Below are 24406 nucleotides of genomic sequence, written 5' to 3' on the forward strand. Positions count from 1 at the left end.
AAAATGAAGGCCAAGCATGGCCTGTTCACTCAAGTGGAGTGCACTACATATGTACCGCACATTGTTGTTCGAAACGTGCGGGGGTCAGCGTCGGGCTACGTCGGAAAAGTAGAACTTGTCGAGGGTGTGCCGTGATTCGGTGTACTCGAACTGACGACCGTCCTGAAGGAAGGTCTGGTTGCTGACCACGATCACATGGCTCTGGCCGTCGAGGTCCAGGTGCAGTTGATCGTCCTTGCTGCGCGGCACGGCTTCGATGGTGCGTTGGGCGTAGGCAATCTGTAACTGCAGAGTCTGTTCGATATGGGCGTAGATCGACTGTTCGGCGATATCGAGAGACAGGCCGGGAATCACTTCGCTGACAAAATGGTTGATGTCGAGGATGACCCGTTTGCCGTCAATCCGCCGCACACGCTTGATCCGCGTGATGAGGCTGCCCGGTTCGGCATGGATGTGCTCAAGCAGGGCGCCTTCGAGCGGGATCTGGCTCATTTCGACCACTTCGGTGCTGACGTCGTTGCCCAGGCGTGGGTAGGTCTCTTGAAAGCTGACGATGCCACCGAGCTGAAACTCGATCGGGTTGGTCGAAAGCACGAAGGTGCCCTTGCCGTGGATCTTCTGCGCAAAGCCGCGCTCCTGAAGCAGTTCGATAGCCTTGCGCACCGTGCCACGGCTGGCCTGATAGCTGTCCATCAGTTCGGTTTCAGAGGGCAAGCGGGCGCCGCGCTCCAGGCGTTCAGTCGTGATGCTGGCCAGCAGATCGCTATAGATCTGGTTGTATTTGCTCATGGGGAGGCTCGGTGCCGACGGTGCTCAAAGCTTCGAACCTTACGGCCAGGGTAGGGCTTTGTCCATGTGGACGATGGAAATCGCCTTAGGGACGAGTAGGAAAATTCGTCTTCGGTCTGGCGGGAACATACATAAACAAACTCGTCTGTACGAGTTGTTGCATTAACTCGTACAGACGAGTATTTTTCGCTTCGGCGTGCTGCCAATAACAACAATCCCAGCGGAAGAACAAGCATGAGCCACGACTACCCGAACATCGCCGCGCAATTGCTGCAGAGCCTCGGTGGCAGCGACAACCTCGAACAGGGCGCCCATTGCGTCACGCGGTTGCGACTGGCCCTGAAGGACCCGAGCCTGGTCGACAGCGCCACGCTCAACCAGATCGATCTGGTCAAAGGCTCGTTCTTCACCGGTGGCCTCTATCAGGTGGTGATCGGTCCGGGTGACGTGGAAAAGGTCTATGCCGAATTGCGTCGGCAGACCGGTCTCGCGGCGTCGACCATCGCTGACGTCAAACAGAAAAGCGCCGAAAAGATCAACGCCATGCAGCGTCTGGTGCGGGTGTTTTCCGACGTATTCATGCCCATCCTGCCGGCGCTGATCATTGCCGGCCTGTTGATGGGCATCAACAATCTGCTCGGCGCCAAAGGTATGTTCATCGAAGGGCAAACCCTGCTCGATGCCTACCCGAAACTCGACGGGCTGTGGAGCCTGATCAACCTGATGGCCAACACCTCGTTCGTGTTTTTGCCGGCGCTGGTGGGCTGGTCGGCGGCCAAACGCTTTGGCGGCAGCGAGATCCTCGGCATCGTGCTCGGTCTGATGCTGGTGCATCCCGATCTGCTCAACGCCTGGAACTACGGCAAGGCCGTGGCCGGGCTGGACGGGCAGCAACTGCCGTACTTCGACATTCTCGGGTTGTTCCAGGTGGAAAAGGTCGGTTACCAGGGGCAGATCCTGCCGATTCTGCTGGCCGCCTACGTGATGAGCGTCATCGAAAAATGGCTGCGCGCACGCGTGCCCAACGCGATTCAGTTGCTCGTGGTTCCGATCACCACCATCGTCGTCACCGGCGTGCTGGCGCTGGCGGTAATCGGCCCGGTGACTCGCCACATCGGAATCTTTATCACCGAAGGGCTGGTCATGCTGTTTGACCTGGCGCCGATGGTGGGTGGCGCGATTTTCGGTCTGCTGTATGCGCCGCTGGTGATCACCGGCATGCACCACATGTTTCTCGCGGTCGATCTGCAATTGATCTCGACCCAGGGCGGCACCTTCATCTGGCCGATGATCGTCATGTCCAATCTCGCTCAGGGCAGTGCCGCCCTGGCGGTGTTCTGGATGACCCGTAATGCGCGGGACAAGAGCATGGCGTCGACCTCGGCGATTTCCGCCTACTTCGGTATCACCGAGCCGGCGATGTTCGGGGTCAACCTGCGTTACAAATTTCCGTTCTATGCCGCGCTCACCGGCTCGGCGCTGGGCTGCGTATTCCTTTCGCTGAACAAGGTTCAGGCCTCGGCCATCGGCGTCGGTGGCCTGCCGGGATTCATCTCGATCATTCCGCAGTACATCCCGATGTTTGTGCTGGGGATGCTGATTGCCATGCTCGTGCCGTTTGTTCTGACCTGTGCATTGAGCATGAAGATTGTCCGGCCCGGTTATCGGGTTGCCTGAATCGATCTGTAGGAGCTCGTAAAATTCAAGAGGGAAATGAGCCATGCAAGACTGGCAGCGTTCGGTGATCTACCAGATCTACCCGAAGAGTTTTCATAGCCACGCCGGCAACCCGACAGGTGATCTGCTCGGTATCGTCGCCAAGCTCGACTACCTGCACTGGCTGGGTGTCGATTGCTTGTGGATCACGCCGTTTCTGCGTTCGCCGCAGCGTGATAATGGCTACGACATCAGCGATTACTACGCCATCGACCCGAGCTACGGCAGCATGGCCGATTGTGAATTGCTGATCGCCGAAGCGGGCAAGCGCGGGATCAAGCTGATGCTCGACATCGTGGTCAATCACACCTCGATCGAACACATCTGGTTCCAGCAGGCGCGCAGCAGCCTCGACAACCCTTACCGTGACTTCTATATCTGGCGTGATCAGCCGAACAACTGGGAATCCAAGTTCGGCGGTTCCGCCTGGGAGTACGAGGCCCAGACCGGTCAGTATTACCTGCACCTGTTCGACCACACCCAGGCCGACCTGAATTGGGACAACCCTCAGGTGCGTGCCGAAGTGTTCCGGATGATGCAGTTCTGGCGAGACAAGGGTGTGGGTGGTTTTCGGCTGGACGTGATCAATCTGATCTCCAAGCCCGAAGACTTTCCCGAGGACAGCAGTGATGGCCGACGCTTCTACACCGACGGGCCGAATGTCCACGCGTACTTGCAGCAGATGCACCGCGAAGTCTTCGCAGGGCACGAGCTGATCAATGTCGGCGAGATGTCATCGACCAGCCTCGAACACTGCATTCGTTATTCCAATCCGCAGTCTAAAGAACTGTCGATGACCTTCAACTTTCACCACTTGAAAGTCGATTATCCGAACCTGCAGAAGTGGGTACGCGCCGACTTCGATTTCCTTCAGCTCAAGGGGATTCTGTCCGACTGGCAGACCGGCATGCAGGCCGGCGGTGGCTGGAACGCGCTGTTCTGGTGTAACCACGATCAACCGCGAGTGGTTTCGCGCTTTGGCGATGACGGCGAACACCGCGAGCTCTCGGCGAAGATGCTCGGCACTGCATTGCATTTTCTCCAAGGCACGCCTTTCGTGTATCAGGGCGAAGAGTTGGGCATGACCAATCCGGGGTTCGAATCGATCGAGCATTATCGCGATGTCGAGACGCTGAACATCTTTCGCCTCAAGCGCGAAGCCGGCAGCAGCGATGCCGACAACATGGCGGCGATCATGCAGAAGTCCCGTGATAACGGCCGTACACCGATGCACTGGGACGCCGGCCCGAACGCCGGTTTCAGTAGCGTCGAACCGTGGATCGGCGTGCCGGCGAATGCCGCGCAGATCAACGTTGCCCACCAGATCGATGATCCGGAATCGGTGTTGCATCACTACCGCCGTCTGATCGCGTTACGTCGCCACGAGCCGTTGATCACCGAAGGGCTGTACCGACAATTGCTGGCGGAACATCCGCAAGTCTGGGCGTATGTGCGTGAAGGTGATGCCGAGCGCCTGTTGGTGGTGAACAACTTCTACGGGACAACCTGTGAAGTGGAATTACCGGCGACGGTCATCAGTGAATCGATGAGCCAGCGCCAGTTGATCAGCAATTATCCAGAGGGCGCGTTGCGCAAGCGCCAGGTGACGTTGCGACCTTACGAGTCCTTCGTCCTGCACCTGATCGATCCCTGACCTTTAACTAAAAAAACAACGTTCAAAAAACACGCAGAGCACTGCGCGGGGGATTTCTGCGCGCCGAATTCATGCAACCAGACAATAAAAACAATGGGGTGGCTTATGAAAACAACAATAAATCGCAGCCTTGCAGTCGCAGGTTTTTGCCTGGCCTTACCGCCGAATTCACAAGCGCTGGAGTTCGGCGGTTACTTGCGTAGTGGTGTCGGTACGTCGGTCAACAGCAGCGGTCAGTCGTGCTTCCAGTTACCCGGTGCGCAAACGAAATATCGTTTGGGTAATGAATGCGAGCAGTACGGAGAGCTGGAGTTGCGTCAGGATCTGTACACCCTCGACGACGGTTCGGTCCTGAGCGTCGATGGCATGGCCTCACTGTATAACCGCTACGACCGCAGCCCCACCTTCAAAGAAGACAATGGTTCGATACGCTTGCCGCAGGCCTACGCACAGTGGTCGGCGGTGCCTGCGCTCAATGGCGGTTCGCTGTGGGCGGGGCGCCGTTACTACAAGCGCAATGACATTCACATTTCCGACTTCTATTACTGGAACCAGAGCGCCACGGGAGGCGGGGTTGAAGACGTGCTGATCGGCGACCTGAAATACAGCTATGCCTTCTCGCGCAAGGACAACCTGTACCAGAAGGACTACATCAATCGGCACGACTTCAACGTGGCCGGTTTCAAGACCAACCCGGGCGGTGAGCTGGAGTTCGGCTTGAGTTATATCGACAAACCCGACAGCCGCGATGCCCACCGAGGCTGGGCAATCACCACGCAACATGTGCAAAAGGATTTTCTCGGCGGCAAGAACAAACTGGCCCTGCAATACGGTGAAGGGCCGGGCACCGGGCTGGGTTATACCGGCAACGTCAAACTGGATGACGGCAACAAGAGTTACCGGATCGTCGAGTTTTTCGACTGGCAGGTGACCCCGCGTTTTGGCGGACAAATCGCGGCGGTGTATCAGAAAGACATTCGCCCGGACGGTGCCGATCAGAACTGGATCTCGTTGGGGGTACGGCCTGCCTACGCGCTCAGCGAACACTTCAAACTGGTGAGCGAACTGGGTCACGATCAAGTCGAAGCGCCGGGCGGCACGCGCAAGCTGAGCAAGTTCACGTTTGCCCCGACCTGGTCGCCCAAAGGGCCGGAGTTCTGGGCGCGTCCCGAGGTGCGTTTGTATTACACGTACGCCACCTGGAACGAGGCTGCCAAGCGTGCGGCCAACCAACTGGCGAAAGGTTCTGCGTTGTCCGATACCGGCGCCTTCGGTAATGCCCGCCACGGCGCGAATGTCGGATTGCAGGTCGAATACTGGTGGAAATAAGCGATGCTGATGGCGCGTCGCGCTCCATCGGCACTTCAAAGAATAAAACTGCAGGTGACGTCATGGCCACACCCCAACCCTTGCAACTGCTGGCTCCCTTGTCCGGTGTCCTGATGGCGCTTGAGCAAGTGCCCGATCCGGTATTTTCCGGACGCGTGATCGGCGATGGTCTATGCATCGACCCGACCTCGTCGACGCTGTGTGCACCCTTGGCCGGGGTCATTAGCAACGTCCAGGCCAGCGGGCATGCCGTGAGCATCACTGATGACAACGGCGTGCAGGTATTGATGCACATCGGCCTGGATACGGTGAACCTCGCCGGGCAAGGTTTCACCCGTCTGGTCGAAGAGGGGCAACGGGTTGCTGCCGGGCAGGCCCTGATCGAGTTCGACGCCGATTACATTGCCCGACATGCGCGCAGCCTGATGACGTTGATGCTGGTGGTCAGCGGTGAGCCGTTTACCTGGCTCGTCGCGTCGAGCGGACAGGTCGAAAGCGGTCAGCCGTTGCTTGAAATAGCCAGCACGCAGGCACTCAGCGAGGAAGCCGGGGCGTCAGAGGGGCAGGTTGTTTTCTCGCAACCATTGAAACTGCCCAATCCCAATGGTTTGCACGCGCGCCCGGCGGCGGTGTTCGCGCAAGCGGCGAAGGGCTTCACGGCAAAGATTTACCTGCATAAGCAGCAGGCTCAAGCCAACGCCAAATCGCTGGTGGCGATCATGGCGTTGCAAACTGCTTTTGGCGATAGCGTGCGGCTCAGTGCGGTGGGCGATGACGCTGACGCGGCAATCAATACGCTGACCCGGTTACTGACCGAGGGCTGCGGTGAAACGGTGACGTCGGTGGCGCCTGTCGATGTCGTCGCCACCGAGACGCTGACGCTGCTGCGGGGCATCTGCGCGTCACCCGGTTCGGCGTTGGGCCAAGTGCTGCAGATCAGCGAGCCGGTCTTCGACGTCAGCGAGTTCGGCGGCGGAGCAGAGGTCGAGTGTGCAGCCCTCGCCAATGCCCTGATCGAAGCCGATCTGGCCTTGCAGCATCTGCGTGATACCGCTGCTGGTGAAGCCGAAGCCGAGATCTTCAAGGCCCATCAGGAACTGCTCGAAGATCCGGGTCTGCTCGATCAGGCGCAAGTGTTGATCGACGAGGGCAAAAGCGCGGCCTTCGCCTGGCGCGCCGCCACTGAAGAAACCGCGATCATGTTTCGCCAACTCGGCAGTGCACTGCTGGCCGAACGGGCGGCGGACCTGACCGATGTCGGGCGCCGCGTGCTCAAGCTGCTTCTAGGGATTGGTGATCAGGTGCTGGAGCTGCCGCAAGGGTGCATTCTGATTGCCGATCAACTGACGCCTTCGCAGACCGCCGGCATCGATACCAGCAAGGTACTGGGTTTCGCTACGGTCGGGGGCGGCGCGACCAGCCACGTGGCGATTCTTGCCCGCGCCTGTGGTCTGCCATCGATCTGCGGGGTGCAGGTGCAAATGCTCGCGCTGAGCAATGGCACTCAAGTACTGCTTGAGGCCGACAAGGGCGAACTGCATGTGCATCCGGACCCGTCGGCGATCAAACAATGGCAGGCGCGCCACGCGCAACAGCGCCAACGCCATGAGCATGAACTGGCCAACGCGACCCTCGCCGCGCGAACCCGTGACGGGCATCACGTCGAGGTGTCGGCCAACGTCGCCTCATTGGCTGAAACCGAGCAGGCCATGGCTTTGGGAGGCGCGGGCGTCGGTCTGCTGCGTTCGGAATTTCTCTATCTGGGGCGCAATCACGCGCCGAGCCATGACGAACAGGTCGCTACTTACAGCGCCATCGCCCGCTGCGTGGGACCTGCGCACAATCTGGTGGTGCGCACCCTTGATGTCGGCGGCGACAAACCGCTGGCCTATGTGCCGATGGACAGCGAAACCAACCCGTTCCTCGGCGTGCGCGGCATTCGTTTGTGTCTGGAGCGCCCGCAGTTATTGCGTGAACAGTTCCGCGCCATGCTCGGCTGCGGCGAGCTGACGCGTTTGCACATCATGTTGCCGATGGTCACGCAACTCTCGGAGCTGCGTCTGGCACGGCAGATGCTCGACGAGGAAATCCTTGCGTTAGGGCTAACGCAACGACCGAAGCTGGGAATCATGATCGAAGTGCCGGCGGCGGCGCTGATGGCGGATCTGTTTGCGCCGCTGGTGGATTTCTTCTCGATCGGTACCAACGACCTGACGCAATACACCTTGGCGATGGATCGCGATCATCCGCGTCTGGCCAGTCAGGCGGACAGTTTTCATCCCTCGGTATTGCGTCTGATCGCCATGACTGTGAAGGCTGCGCACACCCATGGCAAATGGGTCGGTGTGTGCGGGGCGATGGCCTCTGAACGTCTGGCGGTGCCGCTGTTGCTGGGGTTGGGCGTGGATGAGTTGTCGGTGAGCGTGCCGATGATCGCCCCGGTCAAGGCAGCAGTGCGCGAACTGGCGCTGGCGGATTGTCAGATCATCGCGCAACAGGTGCTCGGTCTGGAAAGTGCCGGGCAAGTGCGCGAGGCGTTGCAGCTGTTTCACGAGGCAACCGTCGATACTTTACGGGCTCTGGAGAACTGAACATGTTCGATCAATTGCAGAAGGCATTCTGGAAAGCCCTGACCCCGGATCTGGTCGCGGACACACCGACAGCAGCGGCCGAGCCAAGCGATGGGTTGAGCGCCGATATCGTCGCGGCGCTGGGGGGTGTGGATAACCTGAAGTCGCAGCAGCCGCTGGCGTTGACGCGGGTGCGGGTGGTGTTGCGTGATGTGTCGCATATCGACCAACACGCATTGAGCGCCGCCGGTGTCGCGGGCGTGATGCCCTTGGAGGGCGGTGTGGTGCACCTGATTACCGGGCTGCGATCTTAAGTCGGCAGGTGATGTGCGGCCTCAGGTCGCCCTTACTGTTTCTCAACCGCAGGTGTATCGTATTCGCCTTTTGCAGGCCTTCAGGGCCTGTCGCTGATACGTGAGGTAGTTGAGTTCATGTCCTTTACCCGTCGCCAAATCCTCGGTGGCCTGGCCGGTCTTATTGTCGTTGGTGTCGGTGCGGGGGGCGCGTCGCGTTATTGGCTCGGCAAAATGGCCGACGCCGAGGCGGGCCACGATTATGAACTGATCGCCGCACCGCTCGACGTCGAGCTGGTGCCGGGGCACAAGACCGAAGCCTGGGCATTCGGCCCGTCGGCGCCGGGCACCGAGTTGCGAGTGCGTCAGGGTGAATGGCTGCGGGTGCGCTTCATCAACCATCTGCCGGTGGCGACGACCATTCACTGGCACGGCATTCGTCTGCCGCTGGAAATGGACGGCGTGCCGTACGTCTCGCAACTGCCGGTGCTGCCGGGTGAATACTTCGATTACAAATTCCGCGTGCCGGATGCCGGCAGCTATTGGTATCACCCGCACGTCAGCAGCAGCGAAGAACTCGGGCGCGGGTTGGTCGGGCCGCTGATCATCGAAGAGCGCGAGCCCACCGGTTTCAAGTACGAAAAAACCTTGAGCCTGAAAAACTGGCACATCGATGAGGAAGGCAATTTCGTCGAGTTCAGTATTCCCCGTGAAGCGGCTCGTGGCGGTACGGCGGGGCGGTTGTCGACCATCAACGGCGTGCCGAACCCGGTGATCGAACTGCCGGCCGGGCAGATCACCCGGGTGCGCTTGCTCAACCTCGACAACACCCTGACTTACCGCATCAACATTCCCGGTGTTGAAGCGCAGATCTATGCGCTGGACGGCAATCCGGTCGCGCCGCGCCCGTTGGGCAAGGAATACTGGCTCGGCCCGGGCATGCGTATCTGTCTGGCGATCAAGGCTCCGGCGGCCGGCGAAGAGTTGTCGCTGCGCAATGGCCCGGTACGTCTCGGCACCCTGCGTTCGGTGGCCAATAACGAGGCGCCGACCGACTGGCCGAAAGCGCTACCGGCCAACCCGGTGGCTGAGCCGGACCTGGCCAACGCCGAGAAACTCAACTTCAATTTCGAATGGGTCGGCTCGGTGTCGGTCAACGTCGACAATGGCCGGCCGCCGAGCCTGTGGCAGATCAACGGCAAGGCCTGGGACATCACCGACAAGACTTGCGCCGACCGGCCGATCGCCAGCCTGAAACTGGGGCAGAGTTATATCTTCGAATTGAAGAACATGACCCAATATCAGCACCCGATCCACCTGCACGGCATGAGTTTCAAGGTGATCGCGTCGAACCGGCACAAGATCATTCCGTATTTCACCGACACCTATCTGCTGGGCAAGAACGAGCGCGCGCAAGTGGCGCTGGTGGCCGATAATCCGGGGGTGTGGATGTTCCACTGCCACGTGATCGACCACATGGAAACCGGCCTGATGGCCGCCATCGAGGTGAAGTGATGCGCCAGATTCGCCCTGCCGCGATCATCGACCGCAGCCGAGACCGTGACTTCATGCGTGAAGCCCTGACCCTCGCCGCACAAGGCGCCGCGCTGGGTGAAGTGCCGGTGGGCGCGGTGCTGGTGCAGGACGGCGAGATCATCGGGCGCGGTTTCAACTGCCCAATCAGCACCAGCGACCCGAGTGCCCATGCGGAAATGGTCGCCATTCGTGCGGCCGCGCAGGCAGTGGATAACTATCGGCTGCCGGGCAGCACGCTGTATGTGACGCTGGAACCGTGCAGCATGTGCGCCGGTTTGATCGTGCATTCGCGGGTGGTGCGGGTGGTGTATGGCGCGCTAGAGCCGAAGGCGGGGATTGTGCAGAGTCAGGGACAGTTTTTCACCCAGGGATTTTTGAATCACCGGGTGTTGTATGAAGGCGGGGTGTTGGCGGAGGAATGTGGCGCGGTGTTGACCGAATTCTTTCGCGCCCGAAGAGCAAAAAGCCCCTCACCCTAACCCTCCCGAAACGTCGGACCGCCCGTAGGGAGAGGGGACTGACCGAATTGGATGGGCGAGGTCCGCCGACCTGAGATACCGAGTCGAACTCAAGTTTAGAAAAGCCCAAAGATCGGCCCCCTCTCCTTGGGGAGAGGGCTGGGGTGAGGGGGGGGCTCACCTCGGTGATTGGTCGGATTACTTCTTCGCGACAATCACCGCGCGCATCGGTGCCGGCAATCCTTCAATCGTTTTGCTGTGATCTTCCGGATCAAGGAAATCACTCAGCGACTGATACTTCATCCACTCGGTACCACGCTGTTCTTCGACCGTTGTCGTGCTCACATCCACACACTTCACATCAGTGAACCCGGCACGACGCAACCACAACTCCAGCGCCGGCACCGACGGCAGGAACCACACGTTACGCATTTGCGCATAACGGTCTTCCGGCACCAGTACCTGATGTTTGTCGCCTTCCACCACCAGCGTTTCCAGAACCAGTTCGCCGCCCTTGACCAGGCAATCCTTCAGCGCCAGCAAATGTTCGATCGGTGAGCGGCGGTGATAGAACACACCCATGGAAAACACCGTGTCGAAACCTTCCAGATTCGGCGGCAGGTCTTCGAACGGAAAGGGCAGGTGCCAGGCATTCGGTTCTGACAGATAACGCTGCACCGCCTGGAACTGGCAGAAGAACAGCCAGTTCGGGTCAACACCGATCACACTGTTCGCGCCGGCACCGAGCATGCGCCACATGTAATACCCGTTGCCGCAACCGACATCGAGGATGCGTTTACCCTTCAAGTCGAGGTGCGGAGAGACACGCGACCACTTCCAGTCCGAACGCCATTCGGTGTCGACGTGCACACCAAACAAGTCGAACGGCCCTTTGCGCCACGGCGACAGGCCCATCAACGCGGTGTGCATCTGCGCGCGGGTTTCGTCGTCGCAATCGGTGTCGAGTTTCAGACCGTTGAGCAGATCGATTTCGCTCGGCTGAATCTTCGGCAAGGCATCCAGCGCACTTTGCCAGCGCTCCAGATCGCCGTGACCTTTCTCCATTTTCTTGTCGAGTTGCGCTTGCAGGGTGTTAGCCCATTCGGCCAGCGGTGTGCCGGCCAGACGGCGGGCGAGGGGGGACAGATCAATCATGGCAAGGCAATCAACGAGGCAAAGTTAAGACACTGGAACCACGGCACGACTTTCGAGAACCCGGCGGCCAGCAGGCGTTCGCGGTGTTCTTCGAGGCTGTCGGGCTTCATGACGTTTTCGATGGCGCTGCGCTTCTGGGCGATTTCCAGTTCGCTGTAGCCGTTGGCGCGTTTGAAGGCGACGTGCAGATCAGTCAGCAATGCGTGTTCTTCGGCATCGTTGAAGCGCAGCTTCTCCGACAGAATCAGCGCGCCGCCGGGCAGCAACGATTGGCGAATGCGCGAGAGCAACGCGGTGCGCTGATCGGGGGCGATGAATTGCAGGGTGAAGTTCAGCGCCACCACCGAAGCAGGTTGAAAGTCGAGGGCGAGGATGTCGCCTTCGATGACTTCCACCGGCAGCAACTCTTGGAACATCGAATCCTGACCGTTGAGGTATTCGCGACAGCGCTCGACCATCGCTGCAGAGTTATCCACAGCGATCACCCGGCAACCGTCGGTACGCACGTGGCGGCGCAGGGCTTGAGTGACCGCGCCCAGCGATGAGCCGAGGTCGTAGAGCACGCTGTTCGGCTGGGCGAACTGCGCGGCGAGCACGCCGAGGTTTTCGACGATGGTCGGGTAACCCGGCACCGAGCGCTTGATCATGTCCGGGAACACCCGCACGACGTCTTCGTTGAAGGCGAAGTCAGGTACCTGGGCCAAAGGCTTGGCGAAAATGCGATCGGGTTCTTTGCTCACGGCGGTTCCGGCGGTGTCGGTGGAAAGGCCGGCATTTTAGCCAAAGTGGCGTCGGGATGCTTGGGTTGTCTGATAAAGCGGCAAATCAAAAGATCGCAGCCTGCGGCAGCTCCTACAGGGGAATGCGGTTTTCTGTAGGAGCTGCCGCAGGCTGCGATCTTTTAAAGGCTGGCGCGTTTACTTTGAGAGAACGCCGAGGCGGCGATGCCCCATTGGCCAAGCCAGTAGCTGAGGATGATGACGTAAGGTGCGGCGTGGAAAGGGGCGACGAAACGGTCGATACCAATCACGCTGTCTGAGAACACAAACGCCAGCGCACCACCCGCCGCCAGTAGCGCCGAACGTTTCGGCACATCGGTGCCGAGGCGAGCGAGGGCGCGCCAGAGCATTGCGCTGATCGCAGTGCCGTAGACAATCACCGGCGCCAGCAACGGCCCAAGCCCGCTGGAAATGAGCATCCCCAGCAACACCGCGCCGACACCGAGTGCAAGCACCAGCGGCAGAATTGCCAGACGCTTGCAGTCACTCAGATATGCCTTCAGATACGCCAGATGCGCGACCAGAAACGCGCCAAGTCCGAATACAAACAAATCCCCCGGCCAAGCGAGCAACACATCACCCAGCAACGAGAAAATCAGACCAAGACTGATCCAGCGCCGATAGTCGCTGGGCGGCGCATCATGTAGCCAGCCGAGCAGCGCCAGCACCGGCAGCGGCTTCACCAGCAAGCACAGCAGCGCCGCATGGGTGCTGACGCCGTAGAGAAACGTCACCGCGCCCATCAGCGCCAGAATCAGCCAGCCCACGATCAGTTCACCGAAATGGCGCAGTCAAAGGTTTCCACCGGCAACACTTCCGGTGCCCATGGCTGTTGCGAGGTCAGACGCAGACGTCCGGTGCCGGGGGCGAATGCCTGGAAACGCCAGGTCGACAAACCCGCAGCACCGACCACACCGGCATCTTCCGGATTGCTGTAGACCTCGGGGCTGAGTGCACGCAGCACGCCGCCAGCGGAGTCCTGAATGGCCCAGCGATAACCGGTGGTCGGGTTGCTTGGCAGCATGATGATGAGGTTTTGCCCGTTGGTCAGCCGCACCGGGCATTCGCTTTGTTTTTCCACGGTCACGTTGTGTTTCGGTTGCGTGGCGCAAGCGGCAAGCAACGAGAGGGCGAGGGGGAGAAACAGGCGAGTGGGGGACATAAGGTCAGCGGCTCCGGCGTTGGCGACGAACGGCGAGCATAACTGAAGATGAGACAAAGTGTGACAACACCAAGCCCTCACCCTAGCCCTCTCCCAGGGGGAGAGGGGACTGAGCAGGGGATATTCCAGAAGTCCACTGACCTGAAATAGATCATTGAATCCATAATCGACTCGGTGTTTCAGGTCGATGTATAGCGCAAGACAACTCGGTCGGCTCCCTCTCCCTCAGGGAGAGGGCTGGGCGGGCGGCGTTCCGATGAGGGGCTGTCTGTCAGAACAGGATCTTCGCCACATCCGCAAACTTCTTCGCGAAGTGCACGGTAATCCCTTCCTTCAGATAATCCGGCAATTCCTCAAAGTTACCCCGGTTCGGCTCCGGCAAAATCAGCTCAAAAATCTTCTGCCGTCTTGCCGCAATCACCTTCTCGCGCACCCCGCCAATCGGCAGCACATGCCCGGTCAGGGTCAGTTCGCCGGTCATCGCCACGCCTTTTTTCGGTGGCTGATTACGCGCGAGCGAGAGCAGGGCGCTGGCCATGGTCACGCCGGCGCTCGGACCGTCCTTGGGTGTCGCGCCTTCCGGTACGTGCAGGTGGACGAAGGCTTCGTCGAAGAACTTCGCGTCGCCGCCGAATTGTTTCAGGTGCGAGCTGACGTAGCTGTAGGCGATCTCCGCCGATTCCTTCATCACGTCACCGAGTTGCCCGGTGAGTTTGAAACCGCGATTGAGCGTGTGGATCCGCGTCGCTTCGATCGGCAAAGTCGCGCCGCCCATGCTGGTCCAGGCCAGACCGGTAATCACGCCAGTACCAGACAGCACTTGTTCGTTGCGGAACACCGGATGACCCAGTGACGCTTCGAGATCTTTCGGCCCGAGTTTGATCACCGCTTTCGGCTCGTCGATCAGCTTCATCACCGCTTTGCGCACCAGTTTGCCCATTTGCTTTTCCAGCTGACGCACGCCGGCTTCGCGGGCATAACCGTCGATCAAGGCTTTGAGCGCGCTGTCGCTGATGCTCAGGCTGCCCTTGGACACGCCGGCCTTTTCCAGCAGTTTTGGCCACAGGTGACGCTTGGCGATGGCGACTTTTTCTTCGGTGATGTAGCCCGACAGGCGAATCACTTCCATGCGGTCGAGCAACGGGCCCGGAATCGAGTCGAGGGTGTTGGCGGTGCAGACGAACAGGACTTTCGACAGGTCCATGCGCAGGTCGAGGTAGTGATCGAGGAATTCGACGTTCTGTTCCGGGTCGAGGGTTTCCAGCAGCGCCGAGGCCGGGTCGCCCTGGTAGCTCTGGCCCATCTTGTCGATCTCGTCGAGCATGATCACCGGGTTCATCACTTCGACATCTTTCAATGCCTGGACGAGTTTGCCCGGCTGTGCGCCGATGTAGGTGCGGCGATGGCCCTTGATCTCGGCTTCGTCGCGCGTGCCGCCAAGGCTGAAGCGGTAGAACGGCCGGCCGAGGGATTCGGCGATGGATTTGCCGACACTGGTTTTACCCACGCCCGGCGGGCCGACCAGCAGCACGATGGAACCGCTGATCTCGCCTTTATAAGCACCCACGGCGAGGAACTCAAGGATGCGATCCTTGATGTCGTCGAGGCCAGCGTGGTGTTTGTCGAGGATTTTGCGCGCGTGTTTGAGGTCGAGTTTGTCCTCGCCGTAGACGCCCCACGGCACTGACGTCGCCCAGTCGAGGTAATTACGGGTGACCGCGTACTCGGGCGAACCGGTCTCGAGGATCGACAGTTTGTTCATTTCCTCTTCGAGGCGCTTCTGCACCTGCGCCGGCAGGACTTTGCCCTCCAGGCGTTGTTCGAACTGTTCAAGGTCGGCACTGCGGTCGTCCTTGGTCAGGCCGAGTTCCTGCTGAATGACCTTGAGTTGTTCTTTGAGGAAGAATTCGCGCTGATGCTCGCCGATCTTGCGGTTAACTTCCGCCGAGATCTCTTTTTGCAGACGCGCGACTTCGACTTCCTTGCGCAGCATCGGCAAGACTTTTTCCATGCGCTTGAGCATCGGCACGCAGTCGAGCACGCCTTGCAGCTCGGGGCCGGTGGCGGAGGTCAGGGCGGCGGCGAAGTCGGTCAGTGGCGACGGATCGTTGGGGCTGAAGCGGTTGAGGTAGTTCTTCAGCTCTTCGCTGTACAGCGGGTTGAGCGGCAGCAGTTCCTTGATCGCGTTGATCAGCGCCATGCCGTAGGCCTTGACCTCGTCGGTCGGCTCGGTGGGCTGGTGCGGGTATTCGACTTCGACCAGATACGGTGGGCGATGGTGTTTGAGCCAGGTTTTGATGCGTACGCGGCTCGAGGCCTTGAGCAACGAATTGCAGTTTGCCGTTCTCGCGGCTGGCGTGGTGGACTTTGACCAGGGTGCCGTATTCGGGGAGGGCGCCGGTGTCGAAGTGGCGCGGGTCTTCCTGGGGCGTGTCCATGAAGAACAGGGCCAGGGAGTGGTGTTCGGATTTGCTGACCAGTTCGAGGGTTTCGGCCCAGGGTTCTTCGTTGACGATGACCGGCAGGACTTGGGCCGGGAAGAATGGGCGGTTGTGGATCGGAATGATGTAGACCTTGTCCGGCAGGTTCTGGCCGGGCAGGGCGAGGCCTTTGCCGGAGGAGGTGTGTTCGATGTTTTCGGCTTGGCTGTAGTCGTCGGGGTTTTCCGGAAATTCTTGCTGGTCGCTCATGGGGCACCTGCGCAATGGGATATGGGTCTTAGATGGGGCAGGGTTTGGGTGGTTTCAATGGGGGGGGATGTTTCTGCTTGTGTGTTCAGGGTTTTGACAGGGTTCACGCTTTGGACTTGGCGGCCTCTGGGCCGACCATGTTGGGGGTGTGTTGGGTGTGTATATCCGTTTTTTCGGTAATGGCGGCTTAGGGTTTCGCCCTGACGGCGACTCACTTTTTTGACAAACGCCTCAAAAAAGTAAGCAAAAAAACGCTTGCTCCTACGTGCGGCCCGCTCGCTGGGGCTCGGGGTTCCTTCGCTCCGGGATCGATCCGGGCGCAGCGCCTACGGTTTGCTTCGCTGCACCTCCTCTCGCTGTGTTTGGCTTCGCCAAACGGTCGCTGCGCTCCCACGCCCGGATCAATCCCTCCACTCAGCCTTCCGACGTCGCCCGTGGATCAAGATCAAGATCAAAAGCAGGCGAGCTGACACTCGGCCTATTGAGTGGTGAGGAGCGCGGCGCGCACGGCTTTTGTTTTTGCGGTGCTCTTGCCCCTCATCGGAACTCCGCCCGCCCAGCCCTCTCCCGAGAGAGAGGGGGCCGATTTTTTGCTTTTCAAAGCCTGAGTTCCACGCGGTATCGCACGTCGGCGTAACTCTCCCAAACAACTCGGTCAGTCCCCTCTCCCTCCGGGAGAGGGCTAGGGTGAGGGGCTTTTCAGAATGTGAATTCGACGCGTCTTTTGCACGTCGCTGCATATCCCCCCAAAGGTCGTTACAAAGGCCACGGCAGTTCCTGGACCACTGCGAAACCATTAATGGTGAGTTCACGCCTGTCATCGTTATGGCGTGCCTTGCCGGAAGTTTTGAAATCTTTGAACTCATATCGGTATAGATTTTGACTGGGTTTGGCGAAGGCGATAGTTGAAGTGGGCTTCATTGCAAACTCATAAATCTGGAGACCACTACGTTCTGAAACGACATGTTCAGAGTAGCCAGGGCCGGTTGGATTCAGCGGGTCGCTTAGCCCGATAGACAGGGCTCGTCTGCTCGATAATTCGTCGTTGTGGCGGAAATAAAAAATGTAACCAGTGAGCGGGCTGAAAGAGATAGAAGTGGATGATGTCTTGTAACTGATCAGGTCCAAATAAATACCGTCAATGACGCCTTTCACATCAATCTCAAGAGAACCGAATGCGAAGACTGCTTTGTACTCCTTTGGCGTTTTCATGGGATGCTTCCTTTCAATGATTTTTGGAAAAAGGAAGTCTGAGGGGAGAAGTCATAAACGGTGAACTGACATAACTGACAGTTTTTTTATACTTGTTCGCGATGTCTCATCTCAAGATCGGCTATATAAATGGCTTTATGTTGAGCTGTGAGATGGGATTAAGAGATTTTGTGGTTATCCAGCACGCGGTTCGCCACCAGTTCAGCCAGCATGATGATTTACTGGATCGACAGGATCGTAGGGTGTGGTGTCGTCGATTTCGGGTGGAGTGAGTGTTGGCTTTTTTTCCGCTATACGTTCGAGCCCAATGGGCCGCACTATTCGGTATGGCGTAAAACTTTGGCATCCGTCCATAAACAACCACCGGGCCGTGAAGCCCGGTGGTTGTTGGCAATGCGCAGGTGACGGCTGATGTTTATTTCACCTCGGTCAATTTCACATCATCGACCAGCATATCGATCAAGCTCTGCAGGTATTTGAAACCCTCATCTTTCTTCCCCCAGCGATCAATGAAAAACAAGCCGTGGTCATTGACCTGGATCGGTGTCACAACGATGTCGCCGGTCTTGGATTTATGCACCAGTCGGGGCCCGTCCGTGCCCGTACGTTCGATCATGAACATCCCGGAATGGGTTAATTGGGTGCGGCTGACAGACGGCGTCGGGTCCGGCTGCTTCGTTCCGGCGACGGCCACTTCCATCAGGAAATCGCTGCGCAAGGCCCGGCTATTGGTGCCGCGTTTGCTGTCCACCACTTCCCACGCCCCGCGGTGGATATCTCTGGCCAGTTCCGGAGCAGTGTCGCGTACCTGGAGACTGACCGCCGAGAGGGTATCCGCCAGACCCGGCACACCCAGGTTGTAGTTGGTGTGGGCGTTGCCGATAAGGGCTACCCATTTATGCGGTCCGTGTGCCAGTTGGTCGGCTTCGATCACTTGGGTGGCAAAATAGCTGAACATCTCGTTTCGCGAGATATCTTCGTCGTACACACCCTTGAGGTGGTAAGACGCGGTGCAATCGAGTGCCCTGATACGGATGTTGTATTTGGCCGCCGCCTGACAGACCTCTGTGTACGTATCGTTACCGTCGTAGGTGGGCATGTGGCCACGGTCCTGGACGCTTAGATAAGCCTTCAGTCGGTCCGGCATGCGCTGTGTCCGATAGAAAATATCCAGATCGGCCTGGTGCAAATCGGTGAACAGATGTTCCACGTATAGCGTGTCATAGCCGGCTTGCTTAAGCGCTTTCATGTGCTTTTTCAGCAGCGCTTTGCTCGCTATGTGGGAATGGGCCTCGCCGATCAGCAGGTTCAAGCGTCCGTCGGCCATCAGCCGCAAAAACTCCTCGAACGTTGTGTCGGAGGTGAGCGTCGGGAGCGTGGCCGCTTCGGGGGGCGTGTAGTGAGCAAAAGCATCACTGGCCTTTTTCTCCAGGCGCCCGCGGTTGGCGATGAACGCCTCGAACGCCTGTTTTTCACTCGCTACGGTCGGGCTATAGCGTGAATCCATGGCGTAGGGTTGATGCAGCATTTGCGCAATATCATCGCGCATGGAGGGCGCGATATCGTATTCGCTGAAATGCTCGACAGCAGGGGCAATCGGTGCGGGCCGGGAGGCGGGCTGAGGCGCCTTGTACGCCGTCGGCCATTGCACCCGATAATCGCCCCTGGCCGCCGTATCCCCGGCGATGGCACCGGGTGAATCGAGGGCGATGCGTGCCGGTTGATCGAGTGCGACATCTTCCACGCGCACGGCAACGGCCGCGTGCAGGTCGGCCAGGCCGGGAGTCTTGTCGAAAGTGCTCATGCGTGATTGTTCGGTGAGGACCACCCAGCGTTCCTCGGGCGCATCGGCGCTATCGGCAGCCAGCGTCTTGTGTGAATAGAAATTCCTGATGCGGTTACTGCGTGGGGTTAATGGCGAGACGTCGTTGAGTACCATCGCTCCTTCCAGTTGGTAGCTGGTCGAAGCATCCAGCGCATGGATTTTCAGACCCTTTTCGCGCGCTGTACGCACCAGTGCCAGATAAGAGAATGGCGCGTTTTTCTCATGGCCCAGCGCACGGTCGACGGCTTCAAGATGGGTTTTGATGTGTCTCCAGGTTCCGCCCTTGTTCATTTTTTCCAGCTTGATATTGAAGACATCTCCTGCCAGATATTCCACGTAAAGTCGCTTGAAGCCGTTTTTGACGAGGTCGTCCAGATGATCGATCAGCAGTTTTTTGCTAGCGATCGAAGCGGGCAGGGCGCCGATCACCAGATTTTTCCCTTTGACGGCGTCGCTGGCGATCAGCCGGGCAAATGACAGGTCGTCGCTGACTGTCGGGACTTCGGCGCGGGCTGGTAGCGGGGCAAGTTCGGCGAAATGCGCGGTGGCGTCTGTGCTGAGCTTTTCGACCTGCTTCAGGTAGGCGGTGCGTGTCGAGGCGAGTTCATCGACTACGCCGGCAATTATCAGGTAGGGACTGTTGGCTATATCGTCCTGCCCGCGCATGAGGATGTCCTCGCGGGTTTGCGGATTCATCACCGTTTCGATGCGTTGCCGGTATTTGCGCTCCACGCCATATACCTTGTAGGGGCCGGGTGTCTCCGGCACGGCTTGGTACTTGGGCGCGCCGCCGGCCATGCCGCTGCGTACCATCATCCCGTCGGCGTTGCGCACGGTCAGGATGCCGGTAGAAACGAGGTCGGGGGAATTCGGCTTGCTCCGATAGAGCAGATAGCGACCGAGTGCGTCCGGACTGTTTCCGGTAAAGAACAGCTGATTTCTGAAAACCACCACGCGCATGTCGTCCCAGGCAGGTTCCGGTGTCACTTGGTCGATCACGGTCATGACATTCTGTTGTTCGCTGTTGGCACTGGCGCTGGCTGTGCTCTGACGCAAAGGTCGACGCACGGGCTTGAGCGAACGCAGCGCCGGACGCAGGTCGGTCAGCACCGCGCCGGCACTGTTGAACAAATAACCGAGCAAATGCTGGAAAGCTTCGCCGTGGTCACCCTGGCGGTACGCGTGCAGGGCGAGCATGGCGTCCTTGAACGCCAGGAGCAGACCGGTGCTCAAGCTCAGCAGCGGGAATGGCGCAGTGGCAATGGCGCTGATCCATTCGACACTGGTCCAGACCAGACTGGCAATCATCTCGGCCCGGTTGGTGGTGGTGGCGTTAACGTCGTCGATGCGCCGTTGCAGTTTCATGTCGTAAAGGGCCGTGCGCAGATCACTGACCGCCGCGACTGCGCGGGTCGAGTCGTAACGTGCAGGGCTGGGTGTGGTTTTATTGAGGTCTTTGGGCAGCCCTTTCCTGATGTTTTCAAGGTGCGTGCGAACCCGGGTCCGAGCGCTGACGCCGACGCGCAAGGTCAAATATTCGAGCATGCCGGACTGCTGTTGAAGCAGGTAATTGAACAACCGCGCTTCGCGAAAAGCGACGCCGTCGGGCGCCTCGGGGGTGTAAAGCAGGGCCGGGTTGTCGCCATGGCTGAACAGCCACGCATCGAGCACCCATTCGCCGTCGATCATCAACCGCTGGAGCGGATATTTCGTGCGCATCGACCCGGACGTCTCAGCCATACTGTCGATACTTTGCTCCAGCCATTGCAGATCATGGCTGGCGATATGGCCTTGCAGCTGGCATTCCAGCGCGGCGCTTTTCATCTGGCGCTGGGTAATGGCCAGGGTCGCGTTGCGTCTGAAGTCGTAACCTTCGCTCGTCGAACTTTGCAGTTCAGCCTTGACCTTGGTGATGTAGCGCTGGCCGATCCACACACCGGTAACCGAGCGCGCGACATTCTGTGCACTCAGGTTGCTGATATCGATACCCTGCGGGCCTCTGAAGCGCGCCGAGCGGGAAAATTTCTCATCGAGAAAACCGATGCCGTCGGCGTAGCCGTCGCGATAAAGCGCTGTGTAGGTCAAAGGTTTTGGCGTCCACGAGCGCACGAGGGAGGTCGGCGAGTAAGCCCACACGGTATCCGGATCGACGTCGTTGGTGGTGCGCCTGAGCAAGCGGTTCAAGCTGATTTTTGCTTGTTCGTGCACATAGTCATCAAAGACCGGAAAGCGACTGCCCGACAAGGCGTGGCTGTTGAACGCACGCAAGGCGCCTTCGGCGTCTTCGCTCAGGGTCGTCAGCTTCCTGCGGTTGGCGGCAGTGGTGGCGCGATACCACAGCGGTGTACAGAAATCGTAGTCGTCTATCCGTTTGGCCAGCAAAAGTTCAGCCATCGTACGCAGGCAATCGGCATGACTGTCGGTGTAATCGAACGTGACCTTTTGATGCTCCAGCGCCTCAGGCTTGAAGCTCAGCCCAGCCAACACGTGGCGCAGCTTCGCGCGAAAGCGCATGGGCGCGCGGCTGATCAGGTAGCCGGCCATGCTCTCGGCGACATCACTGTGCCTGGCCCAGCCGAGCAGGTGGGTCTGGCATTCGCGCTCACTGTCGAAGGCCTGGAATTGTTGCGCTCGCGGCGCCTGTGGCGTGCACAGCAACAGCCGTTTGAGCGCACCGCCGTCATCGTTCTGGCGCAGTACCCACAAGTCCTGCAACTGGGCGCCGTGCAGCGACAGGGTGGCGGCGCGCAGGCGCGGATCGCTGCCGTCGCGCAGACGCTGAATCAGTTGCAGATCACTGTCGAGCAGGTGCCCTTGCAGCACCGCCGTGTGAGCGAGGGCGACGATGCGGCGATCGAGCATCTGCTCGATGGCGGGTTTGATCGCGGGCTTGGCCTGTAGCGCTTTTTGCAAGTGATTGAAGTCAATTCGAGGCTGTAGCTCCAGGGCTTGCTTGATCAGCCATGCCGGCGTCACGTCTGCGTAGGTTGGCGGCAAAGGCGCGTCATCGTAGGTGAGGGTGGTGTGCTTCAAAAACGCCGAGCCCGGTAATTCATCGCCGGTGTGCGGGCCGCGCAAGGACAGCTCGAGCAGACTGGATTGATGTTCATAAACGCCGTAGCCCGGCACTCGACGTTCGGTCGAAAGGTTTAACTTTTCCGGCTCTAGATCGTCGATTTCCAGGTCTTCGCTCAAGCGTTCCAGCCATTGCTGGCGGGCCAGTGCCGTCAGGCTGAAGACCGGCTCCATCAGGTCGAGCAGGTGTTGCCGCGCCTGCTGGTAATTGCCTAGATGCTGCGCCAGCGCGTCTTTTTGCGCGGTGCTGGCGCTTCGAAACCAGTCCGGCGCGCTATAGCGCAGGTGGCGTTCGAACAAGGTTTGCGCGCGTAATGCCAGACGCGGAGTGATATCCGGCAGGGCGGCAGCAATTGCGCGCTCCAGCGCTGTAAGCAATGGCTTGGGGTCTTGCTGCGGGTTATCGGCGAAGCTCAAGGCGCGCTCGATATCCTGCGTGCGTTTTTCGATCAGCGCGTCGTAGGTGTGTTCGAACAAGGGTGTGCTGTCGATCGGCGCGAGCAGCAGCGGCCAGATCCCTGCTGCGCCCACGGCGTGAAAGCGTGTCGGCAGCATGGACATGAACGCCTCGCGACCGCTGGCCCGGTTCAGCGATGTACGCAGGTGACTGTCGAGATCAGCCAGGGAGTTGAAGAACTCGATGCCTCTTGCGGGGGTGAACAGCAGGGCGAACCCCATGCTCTGGTCGGTCTGCAAGTCCTTGACTCGGCGAGTGTTCTTTTCCGTGACAACAAAGGCGCCGGCCAGCTCAACGGTGGTGTCTTGATAGTTGAACTGCAGCGCGTACATGGCCGGACGCAGCATCGGGGCCAAATCGAGCTTTTGCAGCAGTTCACCGGCTTGCGGGTGCAACAGGCGGTCGGTGACAGCCTGCCTGGCTTCGTGGCCGATGGCGGTGAAGCCGGCGTCATGTTTAAGAAAGGTTTTAGCTGGCTTGTCGTCGATCCGGTCGCTCTGATCCATGTTGATCAGTTGGGTGGCCAGTCTGACTTTCAGCGTGGCGATCAGCTGTTTGCCTGCATCGCTTTGCAGATCGCTGTTATCCAACGCCTGATACAGCGCGCGGCTGCGTTGCAGGTAGCTTGTGCGGTAGGTGTTCAATTGCTGGTCGAGGCGTTTCAGAAAGGCCTGTTCGGTGGTCGGTGGCTGCTCGGGAAGCAATGGGGTTGGTGTATCAAACAGGTGATGGCCGATCGCGTTGAGATCGTTTTTGATCTCTTCGGACGTGGGAGCTGTGGCGGGGTTCATGGGCGCTTTTTCATGCTGAGGGTGAGCGGGCAGCATGGCGAGCGGCAGTGGGGGACGGGTGGTATCTATGTATGGGGGGAGTGATTTTTCGATGTGTTCGATTTCGTCACCCCCCAGACCTGCTCGCGAAAGCACTGTGTCAGTCACTCAAACGGCTGAATGGGCTGACGCCTTCGCGAGCCGGCTCGCTCCCACAGGGGGTTAGCTGTGTGTTGGGGGTTGCGGGATTTCGTGGTTATCCAGCACGCGGTTCACCGCCAGTTCGGCGAGCATGATGATCTGCTGAATCGCCAGAATCGTCCGCCGTTGCGGCAGGTCGATGTAGGCGGCGATGTCGCTTGTCATCAGGCTGGCCTGGGCCAGGGATTCGCAGGCGTGGACCAGCAGGCTTTCGCTGTCCTGTTCGGGGGCGACCTGGAACATGGTGCTGGGTTTGTGGAAACGCAGGGTCAAGGCGTTGGGTTTGAGGTAGTGGTCGAGGGCGCGTTCGGCGGCTTCGTGGAATTTCTTGGAATCGGGGGATTCGTAGGGCGAGGTGTCGTTGGTTTCGGGGGGATTGGGTGTCGGCTTTTTCATGGTGTAACTCCGAATGATAAGTGGGGCTATCACTCTCAATCACCGCGACGCGACGGAGGGTGGCAGCTGTACGCGGGTTCGCGGACCGAGCCATTCGGCAATCTCGGCATACCCGAAGGTATCCCGCGCACAGCCACCATCAAACCAAACAAAAAGCACCTGAGCGCTTCAGTTTGGGCTGGCGATTATGCATCAAATCGAATGAACTGCTCGGGCCGCGACGCCCGTTCGCTGAATTTGCAGCGACCCCCAGAGCCTATCCAGCCGATTTCCGAGGCACAACCGACGCGACTTGTCGGAAAACTCCGCGCCACTTTCAACGTCTGTAGGACGAGTACC

15 protein-coding genes and 1 pseudogene are annotated in these 24406 nt (G+C 59.3%); 7 read left to right on the forward strand and 9 right to left on the reverse strand.

Annotated features, from left to right (window positions below; genetic code table 11):
• Window positions 1–84: 84 nt before the first annotated feature.
• Complete coding sequence (gene treR / locus ACOYXE_RS28495) at window positions 85–789, reverse strand: trehalose operon repressor (RefSeq protein WP_160059302.1); 705 nt, start codon at window positions 787–789, stop codon at window positions 85–87.
• A gap of 234 nt (window positions 790–1023) precedes the next feature.
• Between treR and treP the strand changes: the two genes are divergently transcribed.
• The 7 genes from treP to tadA all read left to right on the forward strand — a co-directional run bounded on the left by treP (window position 1024) and on the right by tadA (window position 10366).
• Entirely contained in the window at window positions 1024–2466 is a 1443-nt protein-coding gene (gene treP / locus ACOYXE_RS28500) for a PTS system trehalose-specific EIIBC component (protein WP_160059301.1), read from the forward strand.
• A 43-nt stretch (window positions 2467–2509) separates the two neighbouring features.
• The gene (gene treC, locus ACOYXE_RS28505) at window positions 2510–4159 is read left to right on the forward strand and encodes an alpha,alpha-phosphotrehalase (RefSeq protein ID WP_160059300.1); all 1650 of its coding nucleotides are present in this window, start codon (window positions 2510–2512) and stop codon (window positions 4157–4159) included.
• 105 nt (window positions 4160–4264) lie between these two features.
• Entirely contained in the window at window positions 4265–5488 is a 1224-nt protein-coding gene (locus ACOYXE_RS28510) for a maltoporin (RefSeq protein WP_160059299.1), read from the forward strand.
• Between the two features lie 62 nt (window positions 5489–5550).
• Window positions 5551–8079 (forward strand): phosphoenolpyruvate--protein phosphotransferase, encoded by a 2529-nt coding sequence (ptsP, locus tag ACOYXE_RS28515; RefSeq protein ID WP_405122940.1) that lies wholly within the window; start codon window positions 5551–5553, stop codon window positions 8077–8079.
• Between the two features lie 2 nt (window positions 8080–8081).
• Window positions 8082–8372, forward strand: coding sequence for a PTS transporter subunit EIIB (locus ACOYXE_RS28520; RefSeq protein WP_460927143.1), 291 nt, complete (start codon window positions 8082–8084; stop codon window positions 8370–8372).
• A gap of 117 nt (window positions 8373–8489) precedes the next feature.
• On the forward strand, window positions 8490–9866 hold the full coding sequence (locus tag ACOYXE_RS28525; protein ID WP_405122942.1) for a multicopper oxidase family protein: 1377 nt from the start codon (window positions 8490–8492) through the stop codon (window positions 9864–9866).
• Window positions 9866–10366 (forward strand): tRNA adenosine(34) deaminase TadA, encoded by a 501-nt coding sequence (gene tadA / locus ACOYXE_RS28530; protein WP_460927146.1) that lies wholly within the window; start codon window positions 9866–9868, stop codon window positions 10364–10366. The genes ACOYXE_RS28525 and tadA overlap by 1 nt, the downstream gene beginning before the upstream one ends.
• A gap of 177 nt (window positions 10367–10543) precedes the next feature.
• On the opposite strand, the gene cmoB is transcribed toward tadA, so the two are convergent.
• From cmoB to ACOYXE_RS28570, 8 genes and pseudogenes are all read right to left on the reverse strand, one after another.
• Window positions 10544–11500: a tRNA 5-methoxyuridine(34)/uridine 5-oxyacetic acid(34) synthase CmoB gene (gene cmoB / locus ACOYXE_RS28535; protein WP_160059295.1), complete on the reverse strand. Its 957-nt coding sequence runs from the start codon at window positions 11498–11500 to the stop codon at window positions 10544–10546.
• Window positions 11497–12240, reverse strand: coding sequence for a carboxy-S-adenosyl-L-methionine synthase CmoA (gene cmoA, locus ACOYXE_RS28540; RefSeq protein WP_007916813.1), 744 nt, complete (start codon window positions 12238–12240; stop codon window positions 11497–11499). Before cmoA ends, cmoB begins: the two co-directional genes overlap by 4 nt.
• A gap of 161 nt (window positions 12241–12401) precedes the next feature.
• A complete protein-coding gene (locus tag ACOYXE_RS28545; protein WP_174244478.1) occupies window positions 12402–13046 on the reverse strand; it encodes a lysoplasmalogenase in 645 nt (214 codons plus the stop codon).
• A 2-nt stretch (window positions 13047–13048) separates the two neighbouring features.
• Window positions 13049–13441: a protease inhibitor I42 family protein gene (locus ACOYXE_RS28550; protein ID WP_007916811.1), complete on the reverse strand. Its 393-nt coding sequence runs from the start codon at window positions 13439–13441 to the stop codon at window positions 13049–13051.
• A gap of 271 nt (window positions 13442–13712) precedes the next feature.
• Window positions 13713–16131: pseudogene (gene lon, locus ACOYXE_RS28555) on the reverse strand (endopeptidase La).
• 756 nt (window positions 16132–16887) lie between these two features.
• Window positions 16888–17343, reverse strand: coding sequence for a hypothetical protein (locus ACOYXE_RS28560; RefSeq protein WP_460927149.1), 456 nt, complete (start codon window positions 17341–17343; stop codon window positions 16888–16890).
• 415 nt (window positions 17344–17758) lie between these two features.
• Window positions 17759–23491, reverse strand: coding sequence for a membrane-targeted effector domain-containing toxin (locus tag ACOYXE_RS28565; protein WP_460927151.1), 5733 nt, complete (start codon window positions 23489–23491; stop codon window positions 17759–17761).
• 201 nt (window positions 23492–23692) lie between these two features.
• Window positions 23693–24067, reverse strand: coding sequence for a DUF6124 family protein (locus tag ACOYXE_RS28570; protein ID WP_405122946.1), 375 nt, complete (start codon window positions 24065–24067; stop codon window positions 23693–23695).
• Window positions 24068–24406: the final 339 nt, after the last annotated feature.

The sequence above is a fragment of the Pseudomonas sp. MC6 genome, from assembly GCF_054790575.1.

Excerpts from the sequence above, each read along its gene's own strand:
- ptsP (WP_405122940.1), top strand. The coding sequence starts at position 5,551 with ATGGCCACACCCCAACCCTTGCAACTGCTGGCTCCCTTGTCCGGTGTC.
- ACOYXE_RS28550 (WP_007916811.1), bottom strand. The coding sequence starts at position 13,441 with ATGTCCCCCACTCGCCTGTTTCTCCCCCTCGCCCTCTCGTTGCTTGCC.
- ACOYXE_RS28560 (WP_460927149.1), bottom strand. The coding sequence starts at position 17,343 with ATGAAAACGCCAAAGGAGTACAAAGCAGTCTTCGCATTCGGTTCTCTT.
- cmoB (WP_160059295.1), bottom strand. The coding sequence starts at position 11,500 with ATGATTGATCTGTCCCCCCTCGCCCGCCGTCTGGCCGGCACACCGCTG.
- treP (WP_160059301.1), top strand. The coding sequence starts at position 1,024 with ATGAGCCACGACTACCCGAACATCGCCGCGCAATTGCTGCAGAGCCTC.
- treR (WP_160059302.1), bottom strand. The coding sequence starts at position 789 with ATGAGCAAATACAACCAGATCTATAGCGATCTGCTGGCCAGCATCACG.
- ACOYXE_RS28510 (WP_160059299.1), top strand. The coding sequence starts at position 4,265 with ATGAAAACAACAATAAATCGCAGCCTTGCAGTCGCAGGTTTTTGCCTG.
- ACOYXE_RS28520 (WP_460927143.1), top strand. The coding sequence starts at position 8,082 with ATGTTCGATCAATTGCAGAAGGCATTCTGGAAAGCCCTGACCCCGGAT.
- treC (WP_160059300.1), top strand. The coding sequence starts at position 2,510 with ATGCAAGACTGGCAGCGTTCGGTGATCTACCAGATCTACCCGAAGAGT.
- ACOYXE_RS28525 (WP_405122942.1), top strand. The coding sequence starts at position 8,490 with ATGTCCTTTACCCGTCGCCAAATCCTCGGTGGCCTGGCCGGTCTTATT.
- ACOYXE_RS28565 (WP_460927151.1), bottom strand. The coding sequence starts at position 23,491 with ATGAACCCCGCCACAGCTCCCACGTCCGAAGAGATCAAAAACGATCTC.
- ACOYXE_RS28570 (WP_405122946.1), bottom strand. The coding sequence starts at position 24,067 with ATGAAAAAGCCGACACCCAATCCCCCCGAAACCAACGACACCTCGCCC.
- tadA (WP_460927146.1), top strand. The coding sequence starts at position 9,866 with ATGCGCCAGATTCGCCCTGCCGCGATCATCGACCGCAGCCGAGACCGT.